This is a genomic window from Photobacterium chitinilyticum, assembly GCF_004104355.1.
GTDB lineage: Bacteria > Pseudomonadota > Gammaproteobacteria > Enterobacterales > Vibrionaceae > Photobacterium > Photobacterium chitinilyticum.
Genome location: NZ_RJLM01000003.1, coordinates 146,383 through 160,776 on the forward strand (window position 1 = coordinate 146,383; position 14,394 = coordinate 160,776).

Genomic DNA, 14,394 nt, shown 5'->3' on the forward strand with positions numbered 1-14,394 from the left:
TCAACAGTATTTTTTTGACATGAGTCTACAAAAAAATTCCTAATAGCGATAAACCAATGGGATAGAGCCTAGGTTATACCAATAGAGACAGGTCAATACTCTGATGATGTTATAACAATTTAAACCAGCAAAATGACCAAAGACTTTGGGTGATTGGTATTCTCATAAAAAAACAAAGCCCTCACAAAGGAGGGCTTTAGAAGTATCGGGGATAGCTGATATATTACTGCGTTAGAGCTTTATGGAAAGTATTAAACCAAATACTCGGAAGAAGGTGCTAAAACAAGTCGCCCCAGCTCTAGCCCCATGTACATACTGACGTATTGCTCAGCCGATTCTTTCCATTCAAACTTACACGCCATGGCATTTTGCTGCAGGCGCTTAAACTCTTGTGGTCTTTGGCAGTACAGTAACAAACTGCGCTGTAGCTTAATAAGCAATGCTTCCGGTGTCGGTGCATCATAAATAAAGCCTGTAGCAACCTGAGGGGTGTGATCATAATCAATCACGGTATCTTTCAGACCACCCACCCCACGAACAATTGGCAAAGTGCCGTAGGCAAGGCTGTACATCTGGTTCAATCCGCATGGTTCAAACTCTGATGGCATCATGAAGAAATCAGCACCGGCCTCGACGCAATGCGCTAGCGGGTTACTATACGCCTCAACGAACGCAAACTTTTCCTTATGAGCATCGCTGATTTCACGAAGAGCTGCCGCCAACGTTGGATCACCCGTCCCAACAATCACAACCTGTACATCATTGACTAAGAAGTCTTTCAAAACCGGGATCAGATAGTGGATACCTTTCTGCTCGGATAAGCGGCACACCATCCCGTAGAGCGGAACATCTTCAACGGGTAAGCCGACTTGCTGCTGTAAATCACGCTTACACGCTTTTTTACCACGGACAAGGCTGACTTTATTCGCTTTAAAACTCTGCTTGATAAACGGATCAGTTTCAGGATTCCAATCTCGATAGTCACAGCCATTAACGATACCGTAAAGATCGCTGGCGCGAGCCTGAAAATCAGCTTCCATACCATGCGAGCCTAAATGCGTTAGCAGTTCAGACGCATAATTCGGGCTGACAGCATTCACTTTATCGGCATAGGCCACGCCCGCTTTAAGCATACTCACGTGTGATGGGTCTATCTCGGCATTAATGTAACGACGCTGGATCAACTCAGGAACCAAGCTGTATTGGTCATAGTTGAATACGCCCTTAAACACGGCATTATGAATTGTGATCACGCTTTTTGTCTGGGCAAAAAACGCATCATTAACATACCGAGTACGGAGCAGGAAGGGAACCAGGCCAGTATGCCAATCATTACAGTGGACAATATCCGGCTGAAAACCAATTTTTTCACACAAATCCAACGATGCGGCGCTGAAAAATGCAAACCTTTCACCGTTATCGGAATAAGCCTGATTATTCTCGGCATACAACTCGGGACGCTCAAAATACTGAGGCGCATCAACTGCAAAAACAGTCACATTATCACTTTGAAGCTGCTTTACCTGATAGCTCACAGGCATTGGTTGCGACGTAACGTAAAGCTCGGTATCAAGTAGTGGCTCGGCTTGATCAGCGCCGGCTACTTTCTGATACAGCGGCATGACGATACGTACATCATGACCCATTTCTTTCAGTGCCGAAGGGAGCGACTTAGCGACATCTGCTAGCCCCCCGGTTTTGACTAAACCTTCAACTTCAGAGGCGACAAACAAAATCTTGAGTTGCTTCCCTGATGCTGGTTTCTTACTAGTAACCAATTTTTGCTCCTTTCGGTATCACGACAATTCCTTCGTCTGACACATGGTACTTTTGCTTATCTTCTTCAATATTTTCTCCGATAACCGTACCAGGTGCGATCTGTACATTTTTATCGATAATAGCACGGCGAATTGAACAGCCCGCGCCAATCTTTACATCACCCAAGATGACTGACTCACTGATCGTGGTGTGATGGTCGACATTGGTACGGAAACCCAATACCGATTTATACACTTTGGCCCCACAAATATAACTACCAGCAGAAATCATGCAGTTATTGATATCGACTTTACAATCTTCGCTATCAAGCACTGTCGCTGGAGGTAATGGCGGGTAATAGGTATGTAGCTGCCACTGTCGGTTGTATAAAGAAAACTGTGCATCTTCTGACAACAAATCCATATGTGCCTGCCAGTAAGATTCAATAGTACCTACATCACGCCAGTAACCAGTACTCTTCTCTCCAGGGATCTCATTAGTGGTAAAGTCATAGACAAACACTTTGCCCTGTGGGAATAGTTTAGGAATGATATCTTTACCAAAGTCATGGCTGGATTGCTCGTTGACTGCATCTTCCTCGAGCTCTTTACTCAGCACACCAGTTTCAAAAATATAATTACCCATGGAAACCAATGCGTGGTCAGGGTCACCCGGAATTGATTTCGGATTTTCTGGCTTTTCGTCAAAACCAACCATACAACCACTTTCGTCAACTTCAATCACACCGAAGGCACTTGCTTCACTCAATGGCATACGTAACGCAGAGACCGTAAGATCGGCTTTTTTCTCAAGATGGTAGTCAAGCATCTGCTTAACATCCATTTTGTAGATATGATCACTGCCGAAAATACAAACCTGATCAGGCTCTTCCAGTTCAGCAAAACGTAAATTCTGATAGATTGCATCAGCAGTACCATCATACCAACGCTTACCCATTCTCATCTGGGCAGGGATCGGGTCAATAAAACGCCCAGTAATACCTGAAACGTTCCAGCCTTTTTTCATGTGCACGTAAAGTGACTGAGACTTAAACTGGGTCAGCACATAAATCTTCATAAGATCAGCATTAAGAAAGTTATTTAATGCAAAATCTATCAGGCGGTAACTGCCTCCAAATGGCACAGCAGGCTTAGTACGCGTATCTGTTAAAGGGCGCAGACGCGATCCTTCCCCACCTGCCAAAATCATTCCTAAAACACCAGCCATGGTGTACCTCCTTGTTAGTAAGCAATCAAACACATATATATCATACTTCCATACCTATTGAGAATGCTTTTGCAGTGAATGTTGATTGATATATTTCAAAGGTCAAAATATATTACATTGATCGCACTAATTGGTATGACAGCAACACCTTCACACCGCAAGTAGCTTGTTCGTGCTTTTATTCATTGATAATGAATATCAAAGACAACATTTTATATAATTGTCATATTTCCCGGACTGCACGAATTTACTGGCTAAACGCCACTACTCCCCCCTACCTCCTACCTCTTTGGATAATGAATAGCTGAATACTTTTTCAAGTACAGCCAGTAGACTCTCCGTAGTTTCGTTTATGGATATAGAAATAATGACGACGTGCTTTTCAACTCACACATCGCCAAAGGCAACAACTGTAATTCTTCATGCCTTTGACTGGCCTTACAGCCGTATAGCTGAGAACGCCGAAGCCATTGCCAAAGCAGGCTTCAAAGCGGTATTAGTGTCGCCGCCAATGAAATCAGAAAAATCAAAGACTGGCACCCCTTGGTGGCAAAGATACCAGCCTCAGGATTATCGGGTCATTGACAACCAGCTCGGTGATACCGCTGATTTCGAACAGATGACCAAGACACTACAGCACTATGACTTGCTGATTTACGCTGATATCGTATTCAACCATATGGCAAACGAATCGGATCGCAGAAGTGATCTTGACTACCCTAATATCTGCGTATTACAAGACTATGACGACAAAGATGCATATTTTAAATCGATAAAATTATTTGGTGATTTATCTCGCCCAATTTTCACCGAGAAAGACTTTGTTCAGGCATTTCCAATCGAGGATTGGACCAATCCGTGGCAAGTCCAGAACGGTCGGATCAGCGGAGGGCATGATGATCCCGGTCTGCCGACGCTCAAATGCACCGAAAATGTAGTAAAAATACAGCAAAACTACCTAAAAGCACTAAAGCGTTTAGGCGTAAGCGGTTTTCGTATTGATGCAGCCAAACATATGACTCTTGAGCACATTCAACAAGTTTGGGACGAAGATATTAGCGAAGGCACCCACATTTTTGGAGAGATTATTACTGACGGCGGCTCACCGAAAGAAGAATATGAATTATTTCTAAAACCATACCTAAAAGACACAAGACTTGGCGCGTATGATTTCCCATTATTTCATTCACTTTTCAAAGTGTTCGAAAAAGGCCACCCTATCACCGACCTCGCCAACCCATACTCTGTCGGCCAGGCACTTGCTAACGATAGGGCTATAACCTTTGCGACAACCCATGACATTCCGAACAACGATGTGTTTCTCAATCAAGTCATGTCCGAGGACAATGAGCGACTCGCATACTGCTACCTGTTAGGTCGAGATGGAGGGGTGCCACTGATTTATTCCGATTTGGATACCAGTGGGATTATGGCAAACAACGGTCAGCCACGATGGCTTGATAGCTGGCAAAGCCCCGTACTACAAAAAATGATCAAGTTCCATAATTTGGCTCACTGCCAAACGATGCATAGTTTCGAACATAGCGATGAACTACTCATGTTTCAACGCGGAGAGATGGGTATTGTGGTTATCAATAACGGAAGCGTCGCAAAGACGGTTTCGCTGCCAACCGGGAGCTATGCTGATTTACTTGAGATGGAAGGCACTCAGCTTTTTGCAGAAGAAAATAAGGCGGCTAATTCTGAAATCAAAAACGATGTCTCTTATAATATCAGACTTGCTGCTAAATCCTGCGCAATGTTAGTCAGAATCTAGCAGAACCAGAACAGGCTAATTGATAGGTTGATAGCCGAGTGCTATCAACCTAATGACTATCGATATCAATAACCTTGCCCGTGTACAAATCTATTTCCAGCTCTACCCGTCGACCACTTTTATCTCGGGCTTCCACTTCAATTTCATTTTCATCACGTTCAACTTTGATTTTTCTGAAATCATGATATCCCTGGCTTTGTAACATTCTCATCGCCTTAGGTACCGTTAACGCACTAGAAGCTGTTTTTTCAACTGGATCGGCCATTGCCGGCACTGCTGTAAACAGACTCCCGAGAAACATCCATGAAAAAATAATGCTTAATACTTTCATACAACTTCCCACAAAAAAGTACATGATGCCGATATCATACCAGAGCAATCACACTAGCCATCATTACAAGCATAAAAGGATTGTGAATTAGATCACTCTATATACTCTGAATAACATAAAATTCGCTATTTATATCATAGCGATTACAAAGCCATATTCCATGAGCGAATTATGAGAACATCGATAATCAACGTAAACCCAAGCGATCAGCAAAGTCAGCCGGAGATAGTATAAACTTAATCGTAAAACATACTTGAACCTTGCACATTAGCAAACCAGATGATAATAATTATCACTCAGTTAATTGCGAGGAGTTTGGTACGCCGTATGAAAAAACAAGCACTGCTCTACAATATGTATTTCAAAGCAGAAGAGCGATTTCTCAATCATCCTGTCGTACCTGGTTTTGAGCCTGATATTATCATCGAATTTATCCAGTCAGGCCTTAACCTCGCTTCCTACTATTGTCGCCACTCACCAAACTGTAACCCCTTACTACAAGAGCTTTTTTTACGCCGTGTGTTCTTTCATCTTATCGATACCATCGATCACAAAGGACACTCGCGCATTTTCCGCCGCATTTGCATTGATCATCTCCACTGCCCTTTACTGGCTTTAAAGAAATACTACGGCAACTCTGATGAAGGCAAACGCCAGCTTCAATCTCTACAACGTAATCTCTTACAAATACATCACACCTCCGGACTCTAAGGATACCCATCATGAATTCTGACTATCGTATAGAAAAAGACAGCATGGGCGAAGTTCACGTTCCACAAGATGCTCTCTACCAGGCTCAAACCCAACGAGCTGTCGACAACTTTCCGATCAGTGGTATCACGATGCCCAAGCAGTTCATTCAAGCAATAGCTTTTGTCAAACAAGCAGCAGCGCGCAGTAATTTGGATCTCAAACTACTTGAATATGATATTGCACATTCCATTATCGACAGCTGCCAGGAAATCATCGACGGCCAGCATCTAGAGCAGTTTCCTATCGATGTATTTCAAACAGGATCTGGCACCAGTTCAAATATGAATGCCAACGAAGTCATTGCAACATTGGCTTCTCAGAAGAGTGGAAAAATAGTCAGTCCTAATGATCATGTAAATATGGGACAAAGTAGCAATGATGTTGTCCCGACAACCATACAAGTTAGCGCTGCCCTTGCCTGCCACTTCCAATTATTTCCTTCATTGGAACGCCTGATTGAAAGCATAGATAAAAAAACAGAGTCTGTAGGACACGTCGTAAAGACTGGTCGTACCCATCTCATGGACGCCATGCCTGTCACACTCGGTCAAGAGCTTCAGGGCTGGAAAGTACAGCTGGAAAAAGCACAGCTAGGCATTACCCATGCACTAGAAAATGTAACTGCATTGGCACAAGGTGGGACAGCCGTCGGAACGGGGATCAACGCAGAGCCTGAGTTTGCGGCTATCTTTGCCAATAATATTTCAGTTTCGACAGAAATCAGCTTCTCCTCCAGCGATAATTTTTTCTATAACCTAAGCAGTCAAGATGCCATCGTCTCCCTATCGGGTCAGCTAAAGACAACAGCAGTGGCCATAATGAAGATATCGAATGACTTGCGCTGGATGAACTCAGGCCCACTTGCCGGCTTGGGGGAAATTGAATTAGAGGCGCTACAGCCTGGTTCTTCTATTATGCCGGGTAAAGTTAACCCTGTTGTACCAGAGGCAGCAGCCATGGTAGCTGCACAAGTGATTGGCAACGACGCGACAATAACAGTAGGTGGGCAATCTGGTAACTTCCAGCTCAATGTCATGTTGCCGGTCATAGCGCTTAATCTCATTCAGAGTATTGAACTGCTCGCCAATGCCTCCGTACTGCTGGCAGATAAAGCCATAGGTAGTTTTGTGGTTCGCGAAGAAAACTTACAGCTTGCGCTAGCTAGGAACCCCATCCTGGTGACAGCCCTCAACCCTGTTATTGGTTATTTAAAAGCAGCAGAAATTGCCAAGAAAGCCTATAAAGAGCAAAGGCCCATCATTGATGTTGCAGAAGAAGAAACCGAACTCAGCCGCTCTGAGCTTGAATCACTACTCAACCCCGAAAAACTCACTCAAGGCGGTGTAGCTCACTAACTATTCCTTTCTCCTATCGTTTCTCTCATTGTCTGCCGAAAAGCAGAGAATGAGGGAAGTGCAGATTCATTGAAACAACATTATATAGGCTCGAACAAACAAGGAAGACCGTTAACCTGAACCGGGCGACCAATGTAATACCCTTGCATATATTCGACCCCCAGTTCTTTTACCATCATAAAATCACTCTTGCTTTCAATCCCTTCGATCAGCACCTTGGCATTTAACTCATGAGCCAAATGAATAACCGACTCTAACTCTTTCGGTTTGCCGGACATAAAGTCAGTCAATAAGCTACGGTCAACTTTAATAATGTCCGGTTTCACATTTCTCACACGTTGCTCCGATGAGGCATCAACGCCATAATCATCGATAGCAATTCGGAAGCCATACTGCTGCATATCCTGAAGCGATCTCACCAGCAATTTGTCATTAGCGCAGGTATGTTCGAGAATTTCGAAATAAATCCTATCATTAGATAAACCAAGCTCTTTAACTTTCGATATTAGAGAGTTATAGCCACATTGTTGCCCGCCAGCATCTAATGCAGCGATCGGTGTCAGATTCAAAAACAATGACCCTTTTGATACAAAACGTACAAAATTTCGCAAGTGTATAACCCGTGCCAAGCGATCGAGATTAATCCGGTCGCTGGAAGGCATATAGCCAGCACTAAAAAAGGGTTCTGTTTCTAGCTGAAGGCCGTCCTGATTGTAAATGCGCAGCAGAGCTTCATAACCAAACAACTCCCCTGATGAAGAAACAATCGGTTGGAAAGCACTTTTCATCGTTTTTCTCACATAAAAAGCACTATAGCTACCATCCTGAGATTGAATCAGGTGTTGTTCAAGCTCATCCCTTGATCTTAGTATTTTAGCCACTGACTATCCGTAGTTGCCGATGTGATAAAGATAAACATAATTCTTCCCGCATACTTTCACAGCAACCGTATTATAAGTTAGGAAGCAACTCACATAATTCCTCAGGACTATACAGATTTTTCAGATCTCAATGCGTTTCATTAATGAGACACCATTTAAGTTTCAGCTATTTATAAGGGGAAAATCACATTGAAAACGTGTCATGACATTGGAAATACATCTAAATGAAAGCTAACTGTCATATTCCTTATCTATTCTTTCCGCCTATACATATACCTAAAGGAAAAGTAATTTGACGCACACAAATCAGGCGCTGAGCAACAAGCCATACCTGGCTATTTTCGCTCTTGATGAAACGCTTATCGCCGCTGACTCTGCTAGCCTCTGGAGCGAATTTATTACAACCAAAGGTCTTGCTTCCAAGTCACAGCTTGCCGAAGAGCAAGAACTAATGACAGCCTATACCAAAGGTACGCTGGACATGAATACTTACATGCAAGCAACCCTAAAACCTATCATCGGCATGGATAGTCATACACTAGCTCAGCTAGTTAAAGAGTTCATTGAACGAAAGATCAAACCGGCTTTTTATACTGAGGCCATCTCTCGAATCGAATGGCATAAACGGCGCGGTGACAAGGTATTGGTGATTTCAGCCACTGGCGAACACTTGGTCAAACCGATTGCAAAAATGCTTGGTGCGGATGATGCCATTGCCATTAATCTCGAGCAGATCAACGACATAATCACCGGGAACACAATTGGAACACTCAGCTATCAACAGGGAAAGGTAATTAGAATGAAAGCATGGATTGCTGATCAAGACATCCAGTTTAAGGGTAGTTATGGCTACAGCGATTCAATCAATGATTTGCCTTTGCTTGACGCTGTAGACCGTCCGTTTGCAGTGAACCCGGATCCGGCACTGGCACTCCATGCCCAAATGCAAGATTGGACAATCATGGACTGGCGTCATGAGAACAATATCTTACGCTAGTCGACCAGCTATTCATTGTCTATATATCAAGCCCAAATAGCCTCATTAGCATCGCTACTGGTAACAGTGACCGATCATAACGACACCCAAACCTCTCCATATCTACAGAGCAGCTCTTGTGCAACTTCACCCTGCCAGAGCGGCTTGCTTTATCTGTTTATAGCCAGGCCACCTACTCTCCTAAATAGTTCATTCAAAGAAATTGATGTTGTTGTTCAACTACCGCGACTTATGTTTCACAAATTTATAACTAAAATATAGCTATTCAAGTTTGAAACAGATTGATTTGCCGTAATGAAAAATGCACCGAAAAATTATGACTGGCTATCCATCACTATCCACTGGCTGTCTGCAGTCGTGATCATAGGGCTATTCGCTGTTGGTTTATGGATGGTTGATCTGAACTACTATTCACAATGGTACAAACCCGTCCCCCACTGGCATAAGTCAGTCGGGCTGTGTCTCGCTTTTATCACCGTTTTCCGTCTTGTGTGGAAATCCCTAAGAGGACATCCCGGTATTGAAGGTGCCCGCTGGGAAAAAGTGGGAGCGAAACTCGCCCATGGGATTATTTATTTAATGCTTTTCGGGCTTTTTATCTCAGGTTATCTGATTTCCACCGCCGACGGACGAGCTATTGAGGTATTTAACTGGTTCTCGATGCCGGCGGTTGGCGAACTGTTCCTAAATCAGGCTGATATTGCCGGAGAGATTCACTACTACCTTGCATACAGCCTAATCGGGCTGGCTGCACTACACGCACTTGCTGCTTTAAAGCATCATTATATAAACAAAGACAATACGTTAAAAAAAATGTTGGGAGTAAAGTAAACATGAAAAAGCAACTACTGGCTCTGGGTCTACTGACTGCGTTCTCCATTCCGTCTATTGCTTCTGCAGCAGACTACGCAATTGATACCAAGGGGGCACATGCCTCTATCAACTTGAAAATAAAGCACCTTGGCTATAGCTGGATTCAGGGCCGCTTTAACACTTTTGATGGTAGCTTTAGCTACGATCCTATGAATATCTCAGCATCGAAAGTAACCGTGAATGTCGATACAACCAGCTTTGATACCAACCATGCCGAGCGTGACAAGCACGTACGCAGCGAAGATTTTCTAGATATAAAAAAATATGCTACAGCAACTTTTACCAGCACAAAAGTAGAACCTAAAGGCAACGGTGAAATGACTATCAGTGGTGATCTGACCCTACACGGCCAGACTAAACCTATTGCCATTGATGCCCAATTTATCGGCGAAGGCGATGACCCATGGGGCGGTTATCGTGCTGGTTTTAGCGGTACAACACGTATTGAGCTAAAAGACTTTGGTATTCAGATTATGGGCGAATCAAGCTACGCCGATCTTGAGCTGCATGTTGAAGGTGTTCGACAATAACAGCAACAAAATTCTTCCCTTGATAAAAACCCGGCACTTTGCCGGTTTTTTTATTTTTAGACCAGAATTATCAACATGCAAAATCGTTACGCATAGTTACAGATTGAAATATACCCTCTGAGCTAGGATGATAACTATAACAACAGCGTTATCACGTTGAAGAGAAGGTAAAGAAAATGACCCCACAAGAAAAAGAACTGATTCAAAATGTTGCCAGCAAACTAAAGCAGAGCCCAGAGAAAGCCAAAGATGCAGAGGCTGAGCAATTGATTGGTAACGAAATCGGTTCTCAGCAAGATGCCATCTACAAACTAACCCAGGCCGTACTCGTCCAGGAAATGGCTCTCAAGGAGATGAAGCAAAAAAACGAGTACCTTGAGAAATGTGTTGAGCACCATAAGTCTGAGTCAAACCGTGGCGCATTTAGCAAAATGATGGGCGGTAATAAACCAGCCCCTCAGCCACCAAAACCAGCCCATCAGCCAAGCGCGTTTGGTAGTTTTATGCAAACAGCAGCAAGCGTTGCTGTCGGTATGATCGCCGGCAATATGATCAGTAATGCCCTGTTCAACAACGATGATCCGGCTGCCGATACAATGGCAACAGCAGACGCTGCACCCGAAGCAGCAATGGGTGAAGACCTAGCATCTTCCGAAGAAGGCTCCGGTGGCTTCTTGGATGACTCAACGGGTTTTGCGTCTGAGTACACTGAAAACAGTGGTGGCTTTGGTGATGCCGGTTTCGGTGACTCAGGCTTTGGAGATGCCGGTTTCGGCGACAGCGGCTTTGACGATAGCTTTGCCAATACACCTTCAGATGATGCAGGCTTTGGCAGCGACGACAGTTTCTTCGGTGGCAGCGATGACTTCGGTTTTGGAGACGAGGACGTCTAGGTCATGATCACTAAGCTGCTGTATCGCTAAATTACAATTTCATTAAGTAGTAATTTATAGACCAAAGGCTCTCCTTTGGTCTTTTTTACCCCGGTTTGCATCGCCGTAAACCCTGAAAAATACCTGCCCCGTCCTATCGCACCATACCAATATCACAAAACAATAAACCTCACTCCCCATCCCCAAGAACGGAAGTAGTGTCTATAACGCCACCAATACAGTATTGCATTCTGTAATTTACTGATATACCTTCACCCATATACAGAACGATGAACCGTTAAAGCAACCAGCTAACTTTTAGGCCATTTAAAATATTTTTAATTCTTATTCGAGAGTAGTAGTTAGTATGAAAAAGACACTTATAGCCACAGTAATCGCAGCATCAATGGTTTCAGGATGTTCTATGTTTGGTGCAACAGAACAGACTCCCGCAACACTAAATCTAAAAGCTCAAGAACTTTCCACGCAACAGTATACAAACTCAAGCATCCAGCAAGTGGAGCAAGTCCGTCTGATTATCAACTCACTATTCACTGAATCAGTACCTATCTACAGTGATTACGCCAAGCACATAGAAACCAATCAAGTAGGCGGCCAAGTTAGCAGTGCTCTGATGATGAAAGAATCTGATGAAGAGCGAGATACCTTTATTGCGGACCTGAAGGCAAATAAAAATGATGACTACAACGCATACATTGCATTTATCAATGACACATATATGGATTCAATCTACAAACGCTCGTTAAAAGTCGGGGCTGAAATTGCTGTTCAAACTTTGGCTTTTAATAAGATCGATCAATCAGCCTTACTTGGTGAATTAGATTTTTCTCAGTTAGGTACTGAAAAAGATAAATTAACTTTGACTACCGAACAAATCTCAGTGCTTAACGACACGGTTTATTCGCTCTACCAAGAATACCAGTACAATAAAGCAGCAGAACTAATTAGATAGTTCACCTAACAGCCTAAGCTTGTTCTTATCAGGCTTAGGCTAGTTCCGAGGATTTGCCCAATAGCATAGTGTCAAGATATAAACCTGAACCAACACGACAAGAATAAGTATTCCGATGAATACAAATGGCTACAAACCCATACAAAACGTGTAAAAGATCACACTTTCGACCAAATAATCACTTCAACTTATTGATAAACTTCAAAGTATTGAATTATGAGCATTGTTAAGCATACACAACAAGTATACTGTCACCCAAAAGCATATATCACACAGATATCGTGTGACCATATCGCCTATAACAATGAACGTTTAAAACAATTTCGATTTTTATCATTAAGTAGTGGCTAGTATGAAAAAAACTCTTCTCGCAGCAATTATCGCGGCATCAATGGTTTCTGGTTGTTCAATGCTTGGCGCAACTGAGCAAACACCAGCACAGTTAAATGCAAAATCACAAGAACTTGCTGCACAGGAATATACTGAATCAAGTATTCAACCAGTCGAACAAGTTCGTATGGCTGTGAACTCCTTGTTTAAGGAATCAACGCCAATCTATGCTGACTACACCAAGCATGTTGATACAAATAAAGTCGGTGGCCAGGTCAGCAGCGCACTGATGATGAAAGAAACCGATGAAGAGAGAGATGCATTTCTCGCAGATCTAAAAGCGAATAAAACTGACGATTACAATGCATATATTGCATTTATCAACGATAAATATATGGATTCAATCTATAAGCGTGCATTAAAGGTTGGCGCAGAAATCGCAGTCCAGACCATGGCGTTCAGTGAACTTAATCAGACATCTTTGTTGAGTCAAATCGATTTCTCAGAATTAGGCAATGAGAAAGACAAACTCGTTCTTACAGCCGATCAAGTAATGATGCTTAACGATACTGTCTACTCACTGTATCAAGAGTATCAATATAATAAAGCAGCAGATTTGATTAAGTAAAAACAAATATTGAATACCAAGCCTGATAATTATCAGGCTTTTTTTGGATAAAAAGATGAAAAATAGTAAATTATTAGTTGCATTTACACTAATGAGCCTATTCGGCTGTCAATCGACAACGCAATTACGCGCGGACAAAGAGGCAGATATTGCATCTAACTCAACCGTAAGTTATATCACCGCTGAAGGACTTAAAGACGAAGCAAATATTGAAGTACCGCCAGGCTTTAATGTCAAAGAATTCGTCAAGCTCTCAATCGCACCGTATCTCGTCGAAGTCAGCATGGACAAAGATTCGCTCGAAAATTCCATCGATACCGGTATGCCTGCAAAAATGCTAGGCGGCGAACTTTCACGTACAGAGCGATTTAATGTTCTTACCCGTACCTGTAATGCATGTGACTATGAGGTAGCCTTTCAAGCAGAAAATACTGTAGCTGAAGGGGCGATTGAACACGGTAAGGCTAAGAATCCAGACTATGTTCTGGAAGCCAACTTGCAACTAGGTACGTCAACAAAGCTAATTAAAGATAGCAACGGCTCATACTACGAATTAACGTTCAGAAGTACCGTTAGTGCACAGCTAATTGATGGTACAACCAAAGAAATTAAACATACTTTCCCACCGATTAGACAAAACCTATCTCCTAAAAAGTATGCCAAGAGTTCAAACAATGGCTATCTAGCTGGGTTTAAATATTTTGACAAAGAAGCTATCAATCAAGCGTACCAAGAAGCGGCTCAAAAAAGTCTGCAGGTTCTGGTTACCGACGTAATGGCACAATTCCCTATTGGCGGCAAAGCCAAACACTACCGTAGCGAGCGATTCGCAATCGCTGCCGGTTCAAGCCAGGGAATCCCGAAACAAGGTGTGAAGATCCCAGCAGTTATTTTCCAGGACGACTTTGGTATCGCTATTCCACTGGCCTCGGGCTACATCACCCCAGGCGGCTCAGACACAAGCATGTTTGAAGTGATCCAATGGAAGAACAGCGACAAAGACGCCATGGACATCAAGAAAAAACTCGATGCCATGGGACGTGAATATGTTAGCCGAAACAAAATCTATGCCGTATCAGTTGGCACACCTGAAGACTGGAAGCTGTAAT

Annotated in this window: 14 protein-coding genes; 10 read left to right on the forward strand and 4 right to left on the reverse strand. The window is 43.1% G+C overall.

Features of this window, described 5'->3' with window-relative positions:
• Positions 1 to 251: 251 nt before the first annotated feature.
• Together glgA and glgC are read right to left on the reverse strand one after the other, a co-directional pair.
• Entirely contained in the window at positions 252 to 1,778 is a 1,527-nt protein-coding gene (glgA, locus tag EDI28_RS09675) for a glycogen synthase GlgA (RefSeq protein WP_128783659.1), read from the reverse strand.
• A complete protein-coding gene (gene glgC / locus EDI28_RS09680) occupies positions 1,768 to 2,985 on the reverse strand; it encodes a glucose-1-phosphate adenylyltransferase (RefSeq protein ID WP_128783660.1) in 1,218 nt (405 codons plus the stop codon). The genes glgA and glgC overlap by 11 nt, the downstream gene beginning before the upstream one ends.
• 367 nt (positions 2,986 to 3,352) lie before the next feature.
• Between glgC and EDI28_RS09685 the strand changes: the two genes are divergently transcribed.
• The gene (locus EDI28_RS09685) at positions 3,353 to 4,762 is read left to right on the forward strand and encodes an alpha-amylase family glycosyl hydrolase (protein ID WP_128783661.1); all 1,410 of its coding nucleotides are present in this window, start codon (positions 3,353 to 3,355) and stop codon (positions 4,760 to 4,762) included.
• A gap of 49 nt (positions 4,763 to 4,811) precedes the next feature.
• Here EDI28_RS09685 and EDI28_RS09690 read toward each other — a convergent pair whose 3' ends face one another.
• On the reverse strand, positions 4,812 to 5,093 hold the full coding sequence (locus EDI28_RS09690) for a PepSY domain-containing protein (protein WP_233353333.1): 282 nt from the start codon (positions 5,091 to 5,093) through the stop codon (positions 4,812 to 4,814).
• A 327-nt stretch (positions 5,094 to 5,420) separates the two neighbouring features.
• Here EDI28_RS09690 and EDI28_RS09695 point away from each other — a divergent pair, with 327 nt between their 5' ends.
• Both EDI28_RS09695 and EDI28_RS09700 read left to right on the forward strand, forming a co-directional pair.
• Positions 5,421 to 5,804, forward strand: coding sequence for a hypothetical protein (locus tag EDI28_RS09695; protein WP_128783662.1), 384 nt, complete (start codon positions 5,421 to 5,423; stop codon positions 5,802 to 5,804).
• An 11-nt stretch (positions 5,805 to 5,815) separates the two neighbouring features.
• The gene (locus EDI28_RS09700) at positions 5,816 to 7,201 is read left to right on the forward strand and encodes a class II fumarate hydratase (RefSeq protein WP_128783663.1); all 1,386 of its coding nucleotides are present in this window, start codon (positions 5,816 to 5,818) and stop codon (positions 7,199 to 7,201) included.
• A gap of 80 nt (positions 7,202 to 7,281) precedes the next feature.
• On the opposite strand, the gene EDI28_RS09705 is transcribed toward EDI28_RS09700, so the two are convergent.
• Positions 7,282 to 8,082 carry an EAL domain-containing protein gene (locus tag EDI28_RS09705; protein WP_128783664.1) on the reverse strand — a complete coding sequence of 267 codons (801 nt, stop codon included), beginning with the start codon at positions 8,080 to 8,082 and terminating at the stop codon, positions 7,282 to 7,284.
• A 292-nt stretch (positions 8,083 to 8,374) separates the two neighbouring features.
• On the opposite strand from EDI28_RS09705, the gene EDI28_RS09710 reads away from it, so the two are divergent.
• The 7 genes from EDI28_RS09710 to EDI28_RS09740 all read left to right on the forward strand — a co-directional run bounded on the left by EDI28_RS09710 (position 8,375) and on the right by EDI28_RS09740 (position 14,393).
• Entirely contained in the window at positions 8,375 to 9,079 is a 705-nt protein-coding gene (locus EDI28_RS09710; RefSeq protein WP_128783665.1) for an HAD family hydrolase, read from the forward strand.
• A gap of 294 nt (positions 9,080 to 9,373) precedes the next feature.
• Entirely contained in the window at positions 9,374 to 9,910 is a 537-nt protein-coding gene (locus tag EDI28_RS09715) for a cytochrome b (protein ID WP_128783666.1), read from the forward strand.
• 2 nt (positions 9,911 to 9,912) lie between these two features.
• The gene (locus EDI28_RS09720; RefSeq protein ID WP_128783667.1) at positions 9,913 to 10,482 is read left to right on the forward strand and encodes a YceI family protein; all 570 of its coding nucleotides are present in this window, start codon (positions 9,913 to 9,915) and stop codon (positions 10,480 to 10,482) included.
• A gap of 176 nt (positions 10,483 to 10,658) precedes the next feature.
• On the forward strand, positions 10,659 to 11,375 hold the full coding sequence (locus EDI28_RS09725) for a DUF2076 domain-containing protein (RefSeq protein WP_128783668.1): 717 nt from the start codon (positions 10,659 to 10,661) through the stop codon (positions 11,373 to 11,375).
• 346 nt (positions 11,376 to 11,721) lie between these two features.
• Positions 11,722 to 12,327 (forward strand): hypothetical protein, encoded by a 606-nt coding sequence (locus EDI28_RS09730; RefSeq protein ID WP_128783669.1) that lies wholly within the window; start codon positions 11,722 to 11,724, stop codon positions 12,325 to 12,327.
• 352 nt (positions 12,328 to 12,679) lie between these two features.
• Entirely contained in the window at positions 12,680 to 13,285 is a 606-nt protein-coding gene (locus EDI28_RS09735) for a hypothetical protein (protein ID WP_128783670.1), read from the forward strand.
• Positions 13,286 to 13,340: 55 nt separating this feature from the next.
• Positions 13,341 to 14,393: a penicillin-binding protein activator LpoB gene (locus EDI28_RS09740; protein WP_128783671.1), complete on the forward strand. Its 1,053-nt coding sequence runs from the start codon at positions 13,341 to 13,343 to the stop codon at positions 14,391 to 14,393.
• Position 14,394: the final 1 nt, after the last annotated feature.

Excerpts from the sequence above, each read along its gene's own strand:
- glgC (WP_128783660.1), bottom strand. The coding sequence starts at position 2,985 with ATGGCTGGTGTTTTAGGAATGATTTTGGCAGGTGGGGAAGGATCGCGT.
- EDI28_RS09685 (WP_128783661.1), top strand. The coding sequence starts at position 3,353 with ATGACGACGTGCTTTTCAACTCACACATCGCCAAAGGCAACAACTGTA.
- EDI28_RS09690 (WP_233353333.1), bottom strand. The coding sequence starts at position 5,093 with ATGAAAGTATTAAGCATTATTTTTTCATGGATGTTTCTCGGGAGTCTG.
- EDI28_RS09695 (WP_128783662.1), top strand. The coding sequence starts at position 5,421 with ATGAAAAAACAAGCACTGCTCTACAATATGTATTTCAAAGCAGAAGAG.
- EDI28_RS09700 (WP_128783663.1), top strand. The coding sequence starts at position 5,816 with ATGAATTCTGACTATCGTATAGAAAAAGACAGCATGGGCGAAGTTCAC.
- EDI28_RS09715 (WP_128783666.1), top strand. The coding sequence starts at position 9,374 with ATGAAAAATGCACCGAAAAATTATGACTGGCTATCCATCACTATCCAC.
- EDI28_RS09720 (WP_128783667.1), top strand. The coding sequence starts at position 9,913 with ATGAAAAAGCAACTACTGGCTCTGGGTCTACTGACTGCGTTCTCCATT.
- EDI28_RS09725 (WP_128783668.1), top strand. The coding sequence starts at position 10,659 with ATGACCCCACAAGAAAAAGAACTGATTCAAAATGTTGCCAGCAAACTA.
- EDI28_RS09730 (WP_128783669.1), top strand. The coding sequence starts at position 11,722 with ATGAAAAAGACACTTATAGCCACAGTAATCGCAGCATCAATGGTTTCA.
- EDI28_RS09735 (WP_128783670.1), top strand. The coding sequence starts at position 12,680 with ATGAAAAAAACTCTTCTCGCAGCAATTATCGCGGCATCAATGGTTTCT.
- EDI28_RS09740 (WP_128783671.1), top strand. The coding sequence starts at position 13,341 with ATGAAAAATAGTAAATTATTAGTTGCATTTACACTAATGAGCCTATTC.